General features: G+C 33.0%; 21 protein-coding genes. 3 read left to right on the top strand and 18 right to left on the bottom strand.

Annotation, left to right across the window (positions count from 1 at the left end; all coding sequences use genetic code 11):
• Window positions 1-179 precede the first annotated feature (179 nt).
• The 5 genes from acear_RS05945 to acear_RS12120 form a co-directional block, all read right to left on the bottom strand.
• Window positions 180-3,089 carry a DUF7507 domain-containing protein gene (locus acear_RS05945; RefSeq protein WP_013278106.1) on the bottom strand — a complete coding sequence of 970 codons (2,910 nt, stop codon included), beginning with the start codon at window positions 3,087-3,089 and terminating at the stop codon, window positions 180-182.
• Window positions 3,086-3,496, bottom strand: coding sequence for an alpha-helical endospore appendage domain-containing protein (locus tag acear_RS05940; RefSeq protein WP_013278105.1), 411 nt, complete (start codon window positions 3,494-3,496; stop codon window positions 3,086-3,088). Before acear_RS05940 ends, acear_RS05945 begins: the two co-directional genes overlap by 4 nt.
• 309 nt (window positions 3,497-3,805) lie before the next feature.
• The gene (locus acear_RS05935) at window positions 3,806-4,102 is read right to left on the bottom strand and encodes an alpha-helical endospore appendage domain-containing protein (RefSeq protein WP_013278104.1); all 297 of its coding nucleotides are present in this window, start codon (window positions 4,100-4,102) and stop codon (window positions 3,806-3,808) included.
• A gap of 162 nt (window positions 4,103-4,264) precedes the next feature.
• Complete coding sequence (locus acear_RS05930; protein WP_013278103.1) at window positions 4,265-4,588, bottom strand: alpha-helical endospore appendage domain-containing protein; 324 nt, start codon at window positions 4,586-4,588, stop codon at window positions 4,265-4,267.
• 18 nt (window positions 4,589-4,606) lie between these two features.
• Window positions 4,607-5,128: an alpha-helical endospore appendage domain-containing protein gene (locus tag acear_RS12120; protein WP_013278102.1), complete on the bottom strand. Its 522-nt coding sequence runs from the start codon at window positions 5,126-5,128 to the stop codon at window positions 4,607-4,609.
• 167 nt (window positions 5,129-5,295) lie between these two features.
• Between acear_RS12120 and acear_RS05920 the strand changes: the two genes are divergently transcribed.
• Window positions 5,296-5,766 (top strand): DUF3794 domain-containing protein, encoded by a 471-nt coding sequence (locus tag acear_RS05920; RefSeq protein ID WP_013278101.1) that lies wholly within the window; start codon window positions 5,296-5,298, stop codon window positions 5,764-5,766.
• A gap of 66 nt (window positions 5,767-5,832) precedes the next feature.
• Here acear_RS05920 and acear_RS05915 read toward each other — a convergent pair whose 3' ends face one another.
• Both acear_RS05915 and acear_RS05910 read right to left on the bottom strand, forming a co-directional pair.
• Window positions 5,833-6,549, bottom strand: coding sequence for a hypothetical protein (locus acear_RS05915; RefSeq protein ID WP_013278100.1), 717 nt, complete (start codon window positions 6,547-6,549; stop codon window positions 5,833-5,835).
• A gap of 15 nt (window positions 6,550-6,564) precedes the next feature.
• Window positions 6,565-6,819, bottom strand: coding sequence for a hypothetical protein (locus tag acear_RS05910; RefSeq protein ID WP_013278099.1), 255 nt, complete (start codon window positions 6,817-6,819; stop codon window positions 6,565-6,567).
• Between the two features lie 263 nt (window positions 6,820-7,082).
• Here acear_RS05910 and acear_RS05905 point away from each other — a divergent pair, with 263 nt between their 5' ends.
• The gene (locus tag acear_RS05905; protein WP_083771347.1) at window positions 7,083-7,532 is read left to right on the top strand and encodes a protein kinase domain-containing protein; all 450 of its coding nucleotides are present in this window, start codon (window positions 7,083-7,085) and stop codon (window positions 7,530-7,532) included.
• Window positions 7,533-8,159: 627 nt separating this feature from the next.
• On the opposite strand, the gene acear_RS05900 is transcribed toward acear_RS05905, so the two are convergent.
• Window positions 8,160-8,459 carry an AzlD domain-containing protein gene (locus tag acear_RS05900; protein ID WP_013278098.1) on the bottom strand — a complete coding sequence of 100 codons (300 nt, stop codon included), beginning with the start codon at window positions 8,457-8,459 and terminating at the stop codon, window positions 8,160-8,162.
• A complete protein-coding gene (locus tag acear_RS05895) occupies window positions 8,459-9,205 on the bottom strand; it encodes an AzlC family ABC transporter permease (RefSeq protein ID WP_013278097.1) in 747 nt (248 codons plus the stop codon). Before acear_RS05895 ends, acear_RS05900 begins: the two co-directional genes overlap by 1 nt.
• Before the next feature lie 200 nt (window positions 9,206-9,405).
• On the opposite strand from acear_RS05895, the gene acear_RS05890 reads away from it, so the two are divergent.
• Window positions 9,406-9,960, top strand: coding sequence for a helix-turn-helix domain-containing protein (locus acear_RS05890; RefSeq protein ID WP_013278096.1), 555 nt, complete (start codon window positions 9,406-9,408; stop codon window positions 9,958-9,960).
• A 56-nt stretch (window positions 9,961-10,016) separates the two neighbouring features.
• Here acear_RS05890 and acear_RS12545 read toward each other — a convergent pair whose 3' ends face one another.
• From acear_RS12545 to acear_RS05850, 9 genes are all read right to left on the bottom strand, one after another.
• Window positions 10,017-10,175, bottom strand: a complete 159-nt coding sequence (locus acear_RS12545) for a hypothetical protein (RefSeq protein ID WP_013278095.1) — start codon at window positions 10,173-10,175, stop codon at window positions 10,017-10,019.
• A gap of 143 nt (window positions 10,176-10,318) precedes the next feature.
• Complete coding sequence (locus tag acear_RS05885) at window positions 10,319-10,900, bottom strand: hypothetical protein (protein WP_013278094.1); 582 nt, start codon at window positions 10,898-10,900, stop codon at window positions 10,319-10,321.
• Between the two features lie 38 nt (window positions 10,901-10,938).
• Window positions 10,939-12,156: a glycosyltransferase gene (locus acear_RS05880; protein ID WP_013278093.1), complete on the bottom strand. Its 1,218-nt coding sequence runs from the start codon at window positions 12,154-12,156 to the stop codon at window positions 10,939-10,941.
• 6 nt (window positions 12,157-12,162) lie between these two features.
• Complete coding sequence (locus tag acear_RS05875) at window positions 12,163-13,209, bottom strand: lysylphosphatidylglycerol synthase transmembrane domain-containing protein (protein ID WP_013278092.1); 1,047 nt, start codon at window positions 13,207-13,209, stop codon at window positions 12,163-12,165.
• A gap of 22 nt (window positions 13,210-13,231) precedes the next feature.
• Window positions 13,232-14,083, bottom strand: coding sequence for a hypothetical protein (locus acear_RS05870; RefSeq protein ID WP_013278091.1), 852 nt, complete (start codon window positions 14,081-14,083; stop codon window positions 13,232-13,234).
• A gap of 2 nt (window positions 14,084-14,085) precedes the next feature.
• The gene (locus tag acear_RS05865) at window positions 14,086-14,646 is read right to left on the bottom strand and encodes an anti-sigma factor family protein (RefSeq protein ID WP_013278090.1); all 561 of its coding nucleotides are present in this window, start codon (window positions 14,644-14,646) and stop codon (window positions 14,086-14,088) included.
• Between the two features lie 31 nt (window positions 14,647-14,677).
• Window positions 14,678-15,256, bottom strand: a complete 579-nt coding sequence (locus acear_RS05860; protein ID WP_013278089.1) for an RNA polymerase sigma factor — start codon at window positions 15,254-15,256, stop codon at window positions 14,678-14,680.
• Between the two features lie 177 nt (window positions 15,257-15,433).
• Window positions 15,434-16,162, bottom strand: coding sequence for an N-acetylmuramoyl-L-alanine amidase family protein (locus tag acear_RS05855; RefSeq protein WP_013278088.1), 729 nt, complete (start codon window positions 16,160-16,162; stop codon window positions 15,434-15,436).
• Window positions 16,163-16,769: 607 nt separating this feature from the next.
• Entirely contained in the window at window positions 16,770-17,279 is a 510-nt protein-coding gene (locus acear_RS05850) for a protease complex subunit PrcB family protein (protein ID WP_013278087.1), read from the bottom strand.
• Window positions 17,280-17,301 lie beyond the last annotated feature (22 nt).

Genomic DNA, 17,301 nt, shown 5'->3' with positions numbered 1-17,301 from the left:
TTATTTGTTAGGATATACCTGAATTGTGGATCAGTTCCTTGCTCGATAAATAACCCAGGAGGAGTATCAGCATCTACAAATGTTGTACCACCATCTACTGAAACTAATTTTTCTACCTTACAATAATTAAATCAAGGGGGCATATATTGCCCCCTTATTAATTTACTATATCACACAAATTATGGTGCTATTACTGAAAAAGATTGCCCAGGATCTAGTGGGTCATTCCCTGCTGGAATTGGTATATTACCTAAATTACTATCTTCTAGAGTAAGATTAGTTAAGCTTACATTACCAGTATTAGTAACAGTATATCTAAATTGTGGAGTAACTCCTTCAGGTAAGGTTGGTCCTGGAGATGTATTAGCATCTATCCAAGTTGCTCCATTATCAACAGAAACTTCTTTTACAATATCAATTGCTATATCCGCACCAAACCAGTTTGCTGGATCCGTGTCTGTAACTGTTTGGCCATCGAATTCTCCTGTGGCAGTGGCAGTATTCATCTGCTGACCTGGAGCCCAGGTTCCAACTTGAATAAACTGCTGGGAAGCTCCAGCTGCTAAGCTTGGAATAACAGCTATCAGACCGAATACATCATCAGTTACTTGAACATTACTTAGGGTAACGTTGCCGGTATTGATAACTGTAAATCTAAATTGTGGATTGGTTGGATTAATAACATTTGGTCCTGGAGGATTATCTGCATCAAACCAGGTTGCTCCATTATCTGGAGATACCTCTTTTACAACATCGATTGATGGTACTGCCTCTTCTACTCCTACCCAATGTGCTGGATCTGTGTCACTAACCGTTTGACCATCAAATTCTCCTGTAGCAGTAGCAGTATTCACCTGCTGACCTGAAGCCCAGGTTCCATTAACAATAAACTGCTGAGATGCTCCCGGGGCTAAGCTTGGTATGGTTGCTATTTGACCAAAGACATCATCTGTTACTTCAACATTAGTAAGCGTAACATTACCAGTATTGGTCACTGTAAATCTAAATTGTGGATTGGTTGGATTAACAACCTCTGGTCCTGGAGGATTATCCGCATCAAACCAGTTTGTTCCGTTATCTGGAGACACCTCTTTTACAACATCAATATCTGGTGTTGGAGCTTCAACTCCGACCCAATGTGCGGGGTCTGTGTCACTAACTGTTGCACCATCGAAGTCTCCTGTAGTGGTAGCAGTATTCACCTGCTGACCTAAAGCCCAGGTTCCATTAACAATAAATTGCTGGGATGCTCCTGGGGCTAAGCTTGGTATAGTTGCTATTAGTCCGGAAACATCATCTGTAATCTGAACATTACTTAAAGTTACATTACCGGTATTAGTTACTGTAAATCTAAACTGGGGATTAGTTCCCTGAACAACGTCTGGTCCTGGAGGATTATCTGCATCAAACCAAGTTGTTCCGTTATCGTTGGATACTTCTTTTTCAACATCGATTGCTGGAACTTGAGCTTCAACTCCGACCCAGTAAGCCGGATCTGTGTCGCTAACCGTTTGACCATCGAAGTCTCCTGTAGCTGTAGCAGTATTCACCTGCTGACCTTGAGCCCAGGTTCCATTAACAATAAACTGCTGAGATGCTCCCGGGGCTAAGCTTGGTATGGTTGCTATTTGACCAAAGACATCATCTGTTACTTCAACATTAGTTAAAGTTACATTACCTGTGTTTGTCACTGTAAATCTAAATTGTGGATTGGTTGGATTAACAACATCTGGTCCCGGAGGATTATCTGCGTCAAACCAGGTTGCTCCGTTATCTGGAGATACCTCTTTTTCAACATCTATTGCTGCTGTTGGAGCTTCAACTCCGACCCAATGTGCTGGGTCTGTGTCGCTCACCGTTTGGCCATCGAAGTCTCCTGTAGCGGTAGCAGTATTCACCTGCTGACCTAGAACCCAGGTTCCAACTTGAATAAACTGCTGAGATTCTCCCGGGGCTAAGCTTGGTATAGTTGCTATTTGACCAAAGACATCATCTGAAACCACTACATTAGTAAGCGTAACATTACCAGTATTGGTCACTGTAAATCTAAACTGTGGGGCCGTTCCCTGAACAACGTTTGGACCTGGAGGATCATCTGCATCAAACCAGGTTGTTCCGTTATCGTTGGATACTTCTTTTTCAACATCAATATTTGGATTGGTCAAAGTAGCTTCATTAGGAGAAACATATACTCCACTAGTTCCTGAGGTCATACTGAATTTAGTTGTGGTCGTATACCACCCTCCTACAAATATACCATTACTTAATGATTGAGTCTCACCATTTGTTGGATCTCCTGTAGTTAGCCAATATCCTGTGAAAAATCCACCTCCGCTAAAATCACTACCGTTTACTATCGATGATCCAGTTCCGTCATCGAAACGGGGTCCTTGCGGATAAGGTGGTGGAGGAGTACTACCTCCGCCAGATGCATTAATATCCCCGGCTACATTGATGAAATTAGATGGTACTAACCCTCCTCCAGGGACAATAGCACCTCCACTTTGAAATTTTACTTGGCCTTGATATCCATTTGATGGATCACCATCAGTATCCCAACGGAAAATAAATACATCACCAGCATCACCAGTAATACTTATTTGAGTTGAAATCCCAGAAAAGTTTGAAGTAATGTCAAGGACGAATACCTCGTCAGTTCCATTCTGCGTATCTAATCCATCAAGGGATTGTATAGTGCCATCAAAGTTAGTATCAAAAGGAGCTGGAAGATCTCCAGGATTAGCTGTAAGAGCATTAATTTGAGTAAAAGCATTGGCAAGATCCGACTCAAGACCTGTAATAAGTGCTCCATTGTTAGTTGAAGCAAAGGCCTGAGCTGGATCAACTTCCGGTGGATCATTCTGGTCTACTATATCTTGCCAAGCTCCAAGAGTAGCATCATTTGTCGAAATTGTTCCAGCATAAGGAACACTACCTGAAGTTCCCTCGCTAGCTTGAATACCATCTACCGCTACGTCTCCTACAAATCCTTTTGTAGCTCCCTGCCAGTTGGCATCTGTACTGCCGTCAGCAAAGAAAAACAAATAGTCAGTTAAATTACCTAAATCAATTCCACCAATTACCGTCATGATTTACTCACCTCCTGTATTGATGTAGTTGTGTTAGTATTATAAAATGCAATATCTTGTGCTGTAACAGATTCATCGTTGAATGTTGCTGTAATGGTAGCTGTATTTTGAATAACTCTAGGTTCACGTTCTTTAAAATCTAAAACATCTTCTAGCTTAAACTGTAGTAACATCTGCTTCTTAATTGTCGTCTTTAAAGTATCATTAACTGAATCTTGTAAATCCAATGTTTGCTGAAAACCAATATCTCCAGCTTCAAAAGCATCAACAATTGCTTGAATCTTTTCACCTTCTGCATTTTCTACATGTGCTAGTGAAACTTCCTCTAGTGCAATTGATAATAAAAGCTGAGTTAATGCTTCTGGTTGAGTAAAGTCTCCATTTGGATCTGGTAAATCTGGTTCCATATAATCACCTTCCTTTTAAAAATAATTAAGATTAAAGTTTAATAAAATCAAATGTTGTAATTTGTTATAACTTTAATCTTTGTACTACATAATATGAATTGTTGACTAAAATGTGATTATCATCCTGATGATATGAATATTAGCTTGTCTAAATAATAAATATAACTATATATTGTAAATAAAGATATAATTAAAAATAAGTTTTTTAAAATCTTTATTAATAATTGGGTTAATATTTTAGAATAAAATAATCAAGAGAATATAAAAATATTCTCTTGATTATTTAAAAATCAAATTGGACATTATTAATTATGGTAACTCTAGTTCTCCTTTGAAATCTAAAACATCTTCTAGCTTAAACTGTAGTAACATCTGCTTCTTAATTGTCGTCTTTAAAGTATCATTAACTGAGTCTTGTAAATCCAATGTTTGCTGAAAACCAATATCTCCAGCTTCAAAAGCATCAACAATTGCTTGAATCTTTTCACCTTCTGCATTTTCTACATGTGCTAGTGAAACTTCCTCTAGTGCAATTGATAATAAAAGCTGAGTTAATGCTTCTGGTTGAGTAAAGTCTCCATTTGGATCTGGTAAATCTGGTTCCATTAATATGCATCCCCCTTTAAGTCAATATTATTTTCAATATATTATATGCGTCGTTCTTATAAACGTGCAGAATTTATAAACTTTTCTACAAGAAAAAACTACCAGCTTTAAGAACTGGTAGTAAATAAAAATATTCGATTTTATCAACTATGTTCTTACTTTTCAATACTCTTTGCAGGGATCATCATCTCCACCGCCGCAGCTATTATCCTTTTTACCTTTTCCTTTAAAATCCAATATATCCTCTAACTTAAATTGTAATAGCATTTCTTTTTTTATTGTACTTCTCATAGTTTTGGATATATTCTTTTGAAACTTAATCATTTCTTCTGGAGTTATCTTTTTACTTTTAGCAACTTTTTGAATTTTCTCCGCTTCTGCATTAACAAAATGGGCCAAACTCACTTCCTCTAAAGCAATCGATTCCAATAAATCAACCAAAGCATCTTTAAAATCCTTCCCTTCAGGCAGCTCCGGCATTGACATTTTTATACCAGCTCCTTTTTAAAGATAATTTTCAAGCATTTTTATTTCAAACTCCAGCTCTTTCTGTATTCGCTTACCATTATTTATAATTAAATCCATAATCCGCATAAAATCATTGACTTTATTTGGCAAAAAGTTGTACTTCTGAACCACCTTCTTTCTTACTTTTAACTCTATCTGTAAAAAATTTTCTATAACCGATTCTACAAAGATTACTGCCTCCAATAAATCTATCAATACTTTACTCTTCTTAGCTTTGGTTTCTCCTGCTTTCTGTGAGATCCAGTTTTTCTTTTCTAAAATTTCTTCTAGTTTAAATTGTAATAACATCTGCAACTTCATAGTATTCTTTATATTAGAAGCTACTTCTGTATGAAAATCAATTATTTCATCCAAGGAAGTATCAGACTGATCAGAAAAACTCTGAATTTTTTCAACTTCTGCATTGATAAAATAACCAACTGAATTCTGTTTAGAAACAATAGATTCTACTATATCTACTAAAGCTTCTTCTTGACTAGATCTCTGTAGATCTGACATCTCCTTTCCTCCTCTATTATGCATTTGCATATTCCTGAAGCTATCATATTTAGTCTATATAATTACTTAGAAGTAGGAGCATAACAATTATTAGCTATTTGCAAGAACACATCTAAAGCTTATGAATATAAATATATTAGCCCAAATTTGAAAGGAGGGTAACTAAAATGGAAGAAAAACCAGAACAGGATAATTTATTTGAACTAGTTAGTGTAGAAGATGATTTTCAACATCTACCATCAAAGGCAATCTGCAAGGAAATTATTAAAGAAAAGACACTTACTATTCCAAAACAAAAACCGAAAGTAGAACAATTATCCAAAACTCTTATTAAACCTTCAATTACTTCTCACAAAACAATCTGTACACCAGAAGGTTTTAAGGTTATAATTCAGGGGAAAGTTACTGAAAAAGTATTTTATGTAGCTGATAAGCCCGAACAGAGTGTTCATGCAGCTAAATTTTGTTTTCCTTTTTGCACCTTTATTAAATTACCAAAGAAAACAAATATCAAAGACATTAAAGTTAAAGCAGAAGATGTAATAATCCAGTTAATTGACCAAAAGAAGATAAATAAATGTGTTCTTCTCTGTATCTGTGCAATTCCTGAAAAGAATATAAAACACTGTGATTGTTAATTACAAACTTTAAAAGGAGGGGAATAACCTCTCCTTTTTACATTTAGGAAGGAACATATTTAAAATCTACTCTTCGTTCACTTCGGTATAACTTTTTTGCTCTTTCTTTATCTTTTGGCCCCGGTTATGAGAATTTAGAGGTTTAGTCTCTGATTGGCACTCAATGCACTTCTCTTTAGATTTTTGTGAAGTATTATTTTCATTATCTTCTTTACTTTCATCTAGTTGGACATTTTCAATAGTTTCATCCATATAGTATTGATCCTTATATGTTTTTATCCTCTTGTTTTTCTGCAAATCATCTGGCTTAGAATAATTATTCATCTTTCTTTCAATAGCAGCTATTGATTCTATCTTTATATAAATAATTTGATTTTGATAGATTAATGTAATGAAATTTGCTCCTACATTACATAAAACCCCTTCTATTTGACAGTATTCTCCTCCCATTATTAAATTAATAACTACAAACTCCTCTACTTTATTTTGTAATAAAGATCTTAAATCAGAAGCATTCAATCCATTATCACTTCCAAAGCCTTCTAAATGGATGGATTCTTCCTCTGAAATTTCATCTTCCTCTTGAGTTTGTTTTAATTTGTTTAATTGATTTATTAAAAAATTAGCTAATTCTTCCGAATACTGATCAACAGAATTATTATTCTTTAAGTCTTCTAATTTTTTTAATAAAAATTCTATTTCTTCTCCGGTAAAATCAAGATTCTCAATAACTGAAGCTATTTCTTCTATATCTGTAGGAAAACTTTCATTAGTTTCCTCCACTATTCTTCCTCCTTTCTACTCATAACAATATTCATCAAAATAATTATTCTGTTTAGTTCCACTGATACTCTTTTTGATAGCTACAATTGCTTTTAAAGATATCTCCATCTTTGAATCATCATTCATTATAACTAAGAAATCTTCTTCTATTCCACATAAAACTCCTTTTTTCTTACAGCAGTCTACTCCAGATTTAATTAAAACAACAATAAATTCCCCTATCTGTTCCTTAAGCTGATTTTTAAAAGTGTTCTTTTTACAGTATCCCATCTTTAAACCCTCCTATTTAATCACCAATATCACAACCTCTATCTTTATAATATACTTATATTTAAATCTAACCAATTATTAACCTGATTATAAAATAATTTATAAATCCCCAAAGAAAATTTACCATAATTACCCCGGACATCATACTATATATTATGAACATTCCAAATTAAAAGAGGTGTTTAAGATAAACACCAAAAGAATAAAGAACTATGAACTAAATTCCAATCCAACTGAAATCGGAAATTATGGTTTAGTCTACTTTGGTAGAGATATTGACAAACAGATCCTATTGGTTAGGTAAGAAGAAAAATAGAAGACAAGCACTTAAAATCACACTCAATATCTTAAAAGGAATCCGTCACTTACACAAGAAAAGCTTTTTGTATTATGATATTTGCCCAAAAAATATATTAATTAGAGATAATGATCCAGCTTCAATAAAAATTATAGATTTCGGAAATGCAGTAAAGATAGCTAATCATACTGAAACAGATTCCAAATATAAAAATAAAGATCTATATGCAGCAGTCCTAATATGTATTTTACTGACTAGCGGACTTGTCTCCCCTAATCCCATTAAAGACTTAAAATCAATAGATAAAGATCTACAACAGATATTATATAAAGGTATTCATTCAGATAAAACACAACAGTATAATTCTGCCCAGGAATTTATTATAGCTTTAAAATCTATAAGCCAGAATTACTAATAATCAGCAATTTAAACGCTAATTTGCGTTAAATTTATGTAAACTATGGCTATATTGATATATTGTATCACCTGCAATATTTTCGTATATACCTCTTATTTGTAATTGCCTAGTATAATCAATATGAGTTCATTCATGATATTGCGGGAATAGTCAATATGTATCCGCCGCTTGTCGTTCGCTCAACATCCTGTTTCGCTCACTGTCAAAAACTGGTCCTCCACCGTCCGTGGTTCCGGACCAGTTTTAAGAGTCGCTATGGACACATATTGACTATTGATAATAGAATATACTACTATGGTTATCACTAATGAGAGTTGTTGCAAGCATATATTCACTATTTTCGGTATTACAGCATAGAAATTTCATTAATCTGGTTTTAAACACGCCCTCTCAGATAATTTTGCATAATTAGTTGATATCTTGCAAAAAGCGACTTTAAAGCAGTCCCACAAAAGAAAATAGTTAACATATAAAGCGGAATCTTTAAATCATAACACTAAGATTTATTTACTGCTGAGTGACTAGGACTGATTTCTGGAGCGTTTGCAAGATATCAACTCTAAACTGCAACAATATATCAATTATATTTTAATCTAATTATTCAAAATATTTAGCTAGTCTTTATCAAATTAACCCTACCAAAAAAACACTGATGATACTACTAATAACAATTAACAATAAATTTAGCCGAAAATAAGCTAAAACCACCGCTACACTACCGCCAATTACTGCAGATACAGTGGAATTAGTTGAAGACAGAATCCCCGGAAAGATTAATGCACTCAAAGCTGCATAGGGAATAAATTCAAGAAAACGATTCATAAATGGCGATAATTCCATTTCCTGCAGCAGTACCATCGGCAACATTCTTGGTATGTAAGTTACAACTGCCATTCCAACTACTACTAACAATAATCTATCCATTAGTTACTCTCCTCCTTAGGAAACAAGACTGCTCCTAAAAATGCAGCTAAAATAGTAGTAATTACTATCTTCCAACCGTCAGAAATCGAACTAAAAACTGAAAGCCAGTTTAATAAAGAATTAATAACTACAGCAAATATAACTACCCCAACAACAGAATAAGATTTCTGTAAACTCGGAACTAATAAACCGATAAACATAGCATATAAAGCAATGCCCATGCTAGCTTGAATTGCTGACGGCAGTTCTGCTCCTACAAAAACTCCAATTCCAGTACCAGCTACCCAACTAAGATAACTAATTAGATTTAATCCCAACATAAAACTAGTACTTAACTTTTCTTCCGAACGCAGAGAAGCAAGTGAAAAAGTTTCATCAGTAATTCCAAAAGCTAATAATGCCCTCCAGCCTTTAGAAACATTATCCCTAAAACGCTGCGAAATAGAAGCAGCCATTAATAAATGGCGTAAATTAACTATAAAAGTAGTTAATATCACCTCACCTACTCCGCTGCCTACTGCTAACAGATTTACGGCTACAAATTGGCTAGCACCAGCAAATACCAACAGCGACATTAGTATACTGATTTGCTTATTAATTCCAGCTGACTCCGCCACTAAGCCAAAGGTAATAGCTATTGGTATATAGCCTAGAGCAATTGGAATCCCTTCTTTAATCCCAGCAGTAAATGATAATTCTTCAACAGAATTCTCTTCAACAATAGCTTTAGACCTACTCTCACTCATACAACTAAACACCTCTCTTTTAATAATATATGTTTGAACGTTATAACATATCTTTGTGCTTTATATTGTATCATAGCCTATTATGAAATACAACAGCAACTTCCAGATAAATCTAAATTGACACCTTACTTTATTATTGTTACACTATAGTAAATAAATAAATGTTATATTATATTTTCAATTAGGAGGAATCTAGTTTTATGGAAGATATAGATCTTAATATTGGTACTAAATTACACCAAATCAGAAAAAAGAAAGGCTATAGCCTCAGTAAATTAGAAGAAGTTACAGAAGTTAGTAAGTCGATGTTAGGACAGATTGAACGAGGCACCTCAAACCCTACCGTTAAGACTTTATGGAAGATTGCTAAAGGACTTAATGTATCTTTCTCTACTTTTATTGAAGAAGAATCATCCGAAGTATCTATAGTCTCACCAGCAGATACCAAACCATTAATTGAAGATGACAGTAACTATCTAGTCTATCCATTATTCTCTTTTGAACAGAAAAAGAGATTTGAAATCTACAATATAGAGCTTAAACCGAATCATAATCACCAGGCTGAAGCGCACTTTCCTGGAGTAGAAGAATATATTATTGTTTCTAAAGGTACATTAGAATTAATAATTGCTGGCCAAACCTATCAAGTACCGACTGAAAGCACAATACATTTCCCGGCTGATAAATCCCATACTTATTGTAATAATACAGAATCAATAGTTAAGGCCTATGTACTCGTTTATTATCCTGTATAATCAGTTAATAATTTTAACCCCAGTATCTTAAATTTTAAGATACTGGGGCCATTACTTTAAATTTCTAAAAAACAGTCTCGATGAGCCAATCCATAATCTGTCCAGAGAATCCGTTCGTTACTATAAATACTCTCTTCACAGTAGATACATTTAGGTTGATAGACTCTGAGATTCCCTCTATGACCGAAATAACCCGGTTCACGCAGATAAACCATTATCTCTCCTCTCAGCTTTTCGATTATAGCTCTATATTTAGTTTTAGTAATTTGCCGAATCTAAATACTCAGTTATTTATTTTAATTCTTTATAATCTTTAAAATGCTAGCTAACCCTGTTATTAAATGTCTTGTATGTTGATTTATTCTTTTCTATCTTTAATTCCAGACAGGTGAATATGTTGAGTCATTTCCTGGGTAATTTCTCTACCTTCATAGAGGAACTTCACGCCATCAACCCAATCTCCATTATAATCTCTCTGCAAAAATGTTCTAATCAATGTTTCTGAAGTAATCATTCCTCCAGCTGATCCCTGAAAATAATGGGACCGCCAGCTTATTCCTCTCAATTCATCTGATCCATCCTGACTACGATTCCATTCATGCTCACATAAATTTATTATTGCTATATCCTGCTTATTCTTTTTAATCTTTACAACTTCAATCGGTAGATGATCAAATTTAAATCGAGATAACTTATCAGCAATAATTTTTAACTTTTCTTTCAAAGTTAAATCCTCAGATAACTTAATATAAAAATTTACTATAGTCTTTTCTGCCTGTCGGTCCGCTCCATAGACAGGATAAAAATACTCTTCCTGTAATTCCTGATCTTCAACATCAATTTCTCCATCCAATACCTTAGAATAGTAAGCTCCGCTCAACGCGCCAATAATTAAAGCAATAATTGCAATCCCTATAGTTAAATTCATATTCCGAGGCATAAAAATATCCTCCTAATTTCCATTCAAAGCTATATTTTTTATCTCTCTCTTCCTGCAGCAACTTCAGATTTATAATCATTTGTTTTCGCCCCATTACATAAGCTCCGATAATGGCTTAATACTTTTTTAGCTAATGTATTAATACTATATTGGTTTGCCTTCTTCCAGGCTTCCTCACTCATATTATTATACAGTTCATCATTATTTAATAATTTTAATATCCTATTGCGAAAACCATCTTTATCTCCTATTTCCAATAAAAATCCATCTCTACCGTCAGTTAAAATATCCTTAACTCCGGTACCATTTAAAGCTACTACCGGAGTTTTTCCGGCTAAGGCTTCTATAATTACAATTCCCTGAGTCTCCGATAATGAAGAAAATACAAATATATCAGCCAATTTATATATTCTAATCAGTTCTTCCCGGTCCTTCTTACCTAAAAACTTAACCTGTTCATCTATATTTAGATTCTTAGTTTTCTGCATTAATTCTTCTTTTTGAGGCCCATCGCCTACCATCAATAACTTAGTCTTATTATCCTCATTAGACCTTAAAAGCGGCTGTAGAGATTCAAATAAAAATCCAATATTCTTTTCTGTCGATAATCTACTTACAAACAATAAAATATTTTCATCCGGCTTAAGGCCTAACTGTTTACGATAATCTTCATTTTTTCCGTCTTCATACTTCTTATAATTATCTATATTAATTCCAGTTGGAATAACTTTAATCTTACTCTGAACTTCTTTATTAATCAAATATTCAGTCATTCCATCAGTCGGCGTAAAGATTAAGTCTGACCGGTTACAGAAATCTTTAAGAAGCTTATCTATAGCTACTTGACAAACCTGACGCACTCCTGCTGGAAGATGGATGAAATATTCCTTAAAACGGGTATGATAAGTATATACTACCGGTATATCATGTTTATTTCCTAACTTCTGGCCTACCCTACCTAAAAAGAAAGGATGATGACAGTGAATAATATCTATATCAAAATCTCCAAAATTCTTTTTAAAATCACTCAATCCGGATATAGGAATAGGAAAACAGCTATCTCCATACTTAATCATTTTTAAAGAAGGAACCCGAAAAGTATTCTCTTCTTCCTCTTCAACTTCTTCATTATATTCAGGAGCAAAGATACTTACTTTATGGCCTAATTTCCTAAATTCTCTAGCAAAGAGATCAATAGATATCGGAACTCCGCCTACAAAAGGCTTATAATTATTAGTAAACATTGCTATATGCATCTTTGATTAACTCCCTTCTGTTTCTATATTCATAATCTTACTTAATGTTACCTCTCCTAAAACCTTAATAAAAATATAAAGCCCAAATATCACTCCTAGATAAACTACAAAAAATCTCCATAACAAGATTAAGATTCCAATCGAATATTTAGGAACATACTGTAAAAATAACACCATAAATCCGCCTTCAGCTATTCCACTGCCTCCAGGAGTAGGAGTAAAATACATTAATGTAGTTAAAATTATCTGATTAAGAATAATCTTCACACTAGAAACATTAAATCCTAAAGCTCTAATTAGTAGAATAGGAATACTGAACTGAACTACTAAAAAAAGTATAGTATAAAGAATACTTAACAATAAGTTTTTCCTACTTTCTGTTAAATATACCTTCAAACTATTATTAAATTCATTTATATTCCGTATTCCAAACTTCAATAACTTATCTGTATATTTAGAATTAATAAAGCTAAATCCAGCCAAAAAATCTGCTATTGAATATAACGCTTTCTTTACTTTTTTAGGAAAGAAAACAATCAATAGATAAATAATCCCTGTTATAGCAAAGAAAAAGACTATGTAATAAAATATATACTTAAACTTATTTTCCGGCAATAAATTAGGATATAAAACTATAACCATCGGACTAACTACAGCAAAAAATAATAGACCAATCATAAACTTCATAGAAGTAATAACAATCCCTTTAGGAACCTTAAGCTTATTCTTACGATACATCAAATAGACCTGCATCGGTCCACCGCCAGTTTGAAAAGGTGTCACTGCTGCCAAGAATAAATTAGTCCAAACCAGCTTTAATCCTAAAGGTAAAGAAATATTTTCTCCAATTCCTTTAGCTAATTCCTTAATCCTCATAAAATCAAGTAACCACATAACAACTGTTAATAATAATGTTAAAACCAGATACTCCAATTTCAATCTAAGAATCTGGTGCCAAGTTTCAATATTAGCAGTATAATAAATGATACCTCCAATTACTACTAGACTTACAATATAGAAAAAAATTAAGCCCTTTTTTATCTTCCTATCCATTACTTTCACTCCATTCCAACCTTTACTCTAACGGCAGTATTTTAAAGATTATAGCTCCAAACCCTAATGTACAGAATAATAAGAATAACAAGCTTCCGATAATAGGAATAAACCATACTAGAATCAAATTACAGATTCCCAAAATTCCTATAGTCAAATCCTTATTAACTTTTATAGCAAGTATCCGAGATAATTGATCACCAATCAAATAAGCTAATCCATTAAAACCAACAATCATTCCAATCAAAACCAAACCCAAAATTAATATACTAATTGGAGAACCAATTATTGTAATTGCAGAAATAATAATCAATAGCCCAAATAAAATAGTGCCAAAGATTCCTAAAAGGGTAACTTTAAACGATTCTTCATTAATCACACGAGCCATCTCCTGTATCTGACCGGGCAAGAAAAGGTTTAATAGAATAGCCGTTAGTAATAATACAATTGCAACTAAATACTTAACAAACATAAAACTTAAAAAAATAAGTATTCCTACTAATAAAATATCAAAATCCGCTGGAGATAATTCTAAATTAAATATATTTTCAGTTACTACAGCCTGCGATGATTGGTCTATCTTTCCACCAACAACTCCAATATTACCTCCAATTACAGCTGAAGACTTAACTTCTAAATTACCGCCTAAAACTACTACATCTTCTTTAACTGTACCAGCAATACTAACTCTGCCGCCAACTACAATCACATTCTCTACTACTTGATCAGAGGTAATACTTACACTTCCGTGTTTAATCAAATTCTTCATATCTGTATTAGCCAAACCAATATTATAATTGGTAAATAATATTAGAATAGTAATTAAAATAATAATATATATATTAATAAAATTATTCTGCCTGTAATCTAACATCCTCAATTCTCCTCATTAAGTTTATTATTTAAATCACTAAACTTATCCCATTCTTTAACCTGCTTTAACATGAATATAAACCCAATTAAACTAATTAGAAAGGCTCCTTCTAAATAAAGTAATAACTTAGGATAAACTGTAACTAAGTTATCACTAACAAAATAAGAACTGCTAAAAAGATGATAAAAAACATTTCCTACAATAAATACAGATGATCTATTGATAATAGTAAATACTAAAATAATACATAACAGTAGAAATAAAGCAATAACTGTAATGACCAATTTATGAGACAGAATAAACTTACTTAACCAGTCCTCAAAAACAAGATTAGATAAACTTTTTTCCTCTTCAATTTTATCCATTATTTCCTCAGTAAATCCATCATCAGCCTCTATTTGTGGATAGTAATCCAGTTTATCTACTGTCTCTTGTAGAGCCTGATAATCCAAACTACATTTCTCGCATTGATCTAAATGGCGTTCAATCTTCTTTGTTTCAAAATCAGAAATTTCTTGGTCTAAATAAGCCGATAAAGTCTGCTGGACTTTCTTACACTCCATAACTATCTTCCTCCTAATTCTAACTAATATCTCACTTTATATACTTCCGTTTAGCAACAGCTAACTTCTTCTGAAGTCTATTTCTTGCTGTATTCAACCTTGACTTTACTGTTCCTAAGGGAATTTCCAGAATTTCAGCAATTCTTTTATATGTAAAGCCCTGTAGGTCCCGCAAAACAATCACCTGACGATGCTTGAAAGATAACTCAGTCAGTGACTCCTTTATTATTCGCTGTAGTTCCTGCTTTTCTAGATGGTTTTCTGGCACATCATCAGAATCCGGAATCTCTTTTCGTAAAATACTTTCTAAGGCCGAATCTTCTAATGAAACAGGATTCTCCTTAGGCTGTTTTCTGAAATGATCCCGGCAGAGATTAAGAATAATCTGATATACCCAAGTAAAAAAGCTAGAATCTCCTCGAAAATTATCAATTGATTTATAAATTCTAACAAAAGCCTCCTGTGCTATATCCTCAGCTAACTCTTTATCACTAACTAATTGATAAGCTGCATTAAGACAGTCCTGTTTATACTTATTAATTAATAATCTAAAAGCTTTATTATTTCCTTTTTTACAATCCGCAATTAATCTTTTATCTTCTTTATCCATTATTCCACTCCCCTAAATTACCCTTTCCACTATATATGACGTAAAAACTTTAAAAAAGTTCATTTTTAAAGCCAAGTTTTTAAAAATTTCCCTTTAACTTATTTGTACTATACCATACCTGCATTAAAAATCAAAAAGACATCCTAAAATTAGGATGTCTTTTTGATTTAATCAACTTTAGTCTCTAATTTTTTCCAGATAAAAAGAAAAACTAGAAAAATACTCCTCTATTCCTGCAGCTAAAGTTCTAGCCATTACCCACTGATAATCATCCTGCTGTAGCAACCTATAATCCACTGGATTAGTAATATAGCCTACTTCCACTATCACTCCCGGCGGTTTAGCATGGTTTAAAACAAAGTAATCAGCTGCCAAAGGGGTATTAGTAGGATGCTTGATATCTTTATACTCCAGGTTATTTAACTTATTCTGTAATAAATAAGCCAACCTTTTATTATCAGCTTTATAAAAAATTTTGGGTCCTCTTAAATAGGAGACCCCAGCATTAACATGAAGACTAATAAATAGATCAATTTTTTCTTGATTAATCATCTCTACTCTAGCCCATAGATCTCTTAAATGGCGGCTACTGGAATGATTATTTAAGTGATCCAGTGCTTGATCCTCTTTTCGCGTTAGCTTGACAGTAACATTCCTGTGGTCCAATACTTTCTTTAATTTTAATGCAATAGCTAAATTAATATTCTTCTCTAAAACTTTCTGTTTATTTGTCCCTCCATCTATTCCTCCATGGCCTGGATCAATCATAATCACTTTCTTGTTTAAAGGAAAATCTAGATTGACAGCCACAGATGACGATAAATATCTATCCTTTAACTGAAAGGTTAAAATCAAAAGAATAATAACTATATATAATAACAGTTTGCGATTAATAACTATCCACATATTAGCCTCTCCTTTAATTTCAATACTACTTTATGAGTATTGAAATTAAAGGTGGATTATACCGAATGGATAATTTAATCATACTGACAATAATAATACCCTTTTAACTATTTTAAAATAGTCAAAAGGGTAAAATAAATCATTAATGTTCTATTAATTTAAATCCATAATATTAACTTCTGTCCTACAACTTCTTTATTCGGTAATGAATTACCGAGCTTCATGGTCGCTTGCTTTTATGGGAATTACCCATAATATCAAGCAAGTTACCCAATCAGTGTGTCCAACGCCACTACTCCTATCTAGCATAGATGCTAGACTCAGAGATACTTTTATTGCTCAAGATAGAAGTGTAAGCACCTCTATAAGTGCTTACTAGAAGATTTAGTGTCTTCTATCTACAACGAGCACCCTGAATATTTTACACAGTAGAGGTTCAGCTACTGCAACCTCCAATATTCACTTGTAATTTACATCTATATTATAATAAATTATGGAGCAAATATCAATTGTTTAAATTAATATTTGCTAATCCTTATATCTCCCATTTGAAAAAGGGAGGGTTACAGATTATTTTCTAAGATATAAACATAATTTTCAGTAAATATTACTTAACATTATTCTCTTCTACTATAACTAAATCCAGTTTAGAAGATTCCTCAACTGACAATTTATCTATCTTTAATGTAACTAAATCATAAGGATAAGTAACTGCCATAGTAACCATATCATCCGGCTGAGGACTAATATACTTTATTTCAGCTATTAATTGATTATTCTTTTGAATAACTTTATTGATCTGAATTCCATATCCACCAGTAGGCATTGGGCCTAAATAAGCTAAAACAGCTACTTTTTTCGTCAGATCTAGCTCCTTGATCTTCTGGTAATACGGCTTTGCTTCATCATCCGAATAAGTAGTTAATACTTTCTGTTTATTTTCTTCAGTAATCAATTTATATTTTGTTTCCTGCGGTGGTTCCTGTTTTGTCCATTCTCCTATCAACTCTTGCTCTGAATTATAAATAATAGTACCACTTTTATTATCATCCACATTACATCCAGTAGTTACTAATAGAGTAATTAATATCCCAATAAGAACTACTCCTCTATACATATCAATCCCCCCTTTTAATTTA

This window comes from Acetohalobium arabaticum DSM 5501, assembly GCF_000144695.1.
In the GTDB taxonomy this organism is placed as follows: domain Bacteria; phylum Bacillota; class Halanaerobiia; order Halobacteroidales; family Acetohalobiaceae; genus Acetohalobium; species Acetohalobium arabaticum.
The sequence above is the reverse complement of the archived record's forward strand: the minus strand, read 5'-3'. Positions and strand labels throughout refer to the sequence as shown.

Excerpts from the sequence above, each read along its gene's own strand:
- acear_RS05930 (WP_013278103.1), bottom strand. The coding sequence starts at position 4,588 with ATGTCAATGCCGGAGCTGCCTGAAGGGAAGGATTTTAAAGATGCTTTG.
- acear_RS05945 (WP_013278106.1), bottom strand. The coding sequence starts at position 3,089 with ATGACGGTAATTGGTGGAATTGATTTAGGTAATTTAACTGACTATTTG.
- acear_RS05940 (WP_013278105.1), bottom strand. The coding sequence starts at position 3,496 with ATGGAACCAGATTTACCAGATCCAAATGGAGACTTTACTCAACCAGAA.
- acear_RS05850 (WP_013278087.1), bottom strand. The coding sequence starts at position 17,279 with ATGTATAGAGGAGTAGTTCTTATTGGGATATTAATTACTCTATTAGTA.
- acear_RS05920 (WP_013278101.1), top strand. The coding sequence starts at position 5,296 with ATGGAAGAAAAACCAGAACAGGATAATTTATTTGAACTAGTTAGTGTA.
- acear_RS05870 (WP_013278091.1), bottom strand. The coding sequence starts at position 14,083 with ATGTTAGATTACAGGCAGAATAATTTTATTAATATATATATTATTATT.
- acear_RS05935 (WP_013278104.1), bottom strand. The coding sequence starts at position 4,102 with ATGGAACCAGATTTACCAGATCCAAATGGAGACTTTACTCAACCAGAA.
- acear_RS05860 (WP_013278089.1), bottom strand. The coding sequence starts at position 15,256 with ATGGATAAAGAAGATAAAAGATTAATTGCGGATTGTAAAAAAGGAAAT.
- acear_RS05890 (WP_013278096.1), top strand. The coding sequence starts at position 9,406 with ATGGAAGATATAGATCTTAATATTGGTACTAAATTACACCAAATCAGA.
- acear_RS05865 (WP_013278090.1), bottom strand. The coding sequence starts at position 14,646 with ATGGAGTGTAAGAAAGTCCAGCAGACTTTATCGGCTTATTTAGACCAA.
- acear_RS12120 (WP_013278102.1), bottom strand. The coding sequence starts at position 5,128 with ATGTCAGATCTACAGAGATCTAGTCAAGAAGAAGCTTTAGTAGATATA.
- acear_RS05885 (WP_013278094.1), bottom strand. The coding sequence starts at position 10,900 with ATGCCTCGGAATATGAATTTAACTATAGGGATTGCAATTATTGCTTTA.
- acear_RS05900 (WP_013278098.1), bottom strand. The coding sequence starts at position 8,459 with ATGGATAGATTATTGTTAGTAGTAGTTGGAATGGCAGTTGTAACTTAC.
- acear_RS05855 (WP_013278088.1), bottom strand. The coding sequence starts at position 16,162 with ATGTGGATAGTTATTAATCGCAAACTGTTATTATATATAGTTATTATT.
- acear_RS05875 (WP_013278092.1), bottom strand. The coding sequence starts at position 13,209 with ATGGATAGGAAGATAAAAAAGGGCTTAATTTTTTTCTATATTGTAAGT.
- acear_RS05880 (WP_013278093.1), bottom strand. The coding sequence starts at position 12,156 with ATGCATATAGCAATGTTTACTAATAATTATAAGCCTTTTGTAGGCGGA.
- acear_RS12545 (WP_013278095.1), bottom strand. The coding sequence starts at position 10,175 with ATGGTTTATCTGCGTGAACCGGGTTATTTCGGTCATAGAGGGAATCTC.
- acear_RS05895 (WP_013278097.1), bottom strand. The coding sequence starts at position 9,205 with ATGAGTGAGAGTAGGTCTAAAGCTATTGTTGAAGAGAATTCTGTTGAA.
- acear_RS05910 (WP_013278099.1), bottom strand. The coding sequence starts at position 6,819 with ATGGGATACTGTAAAAAGAACACTTTTAAAAATCAGCTTAAGGAACAG.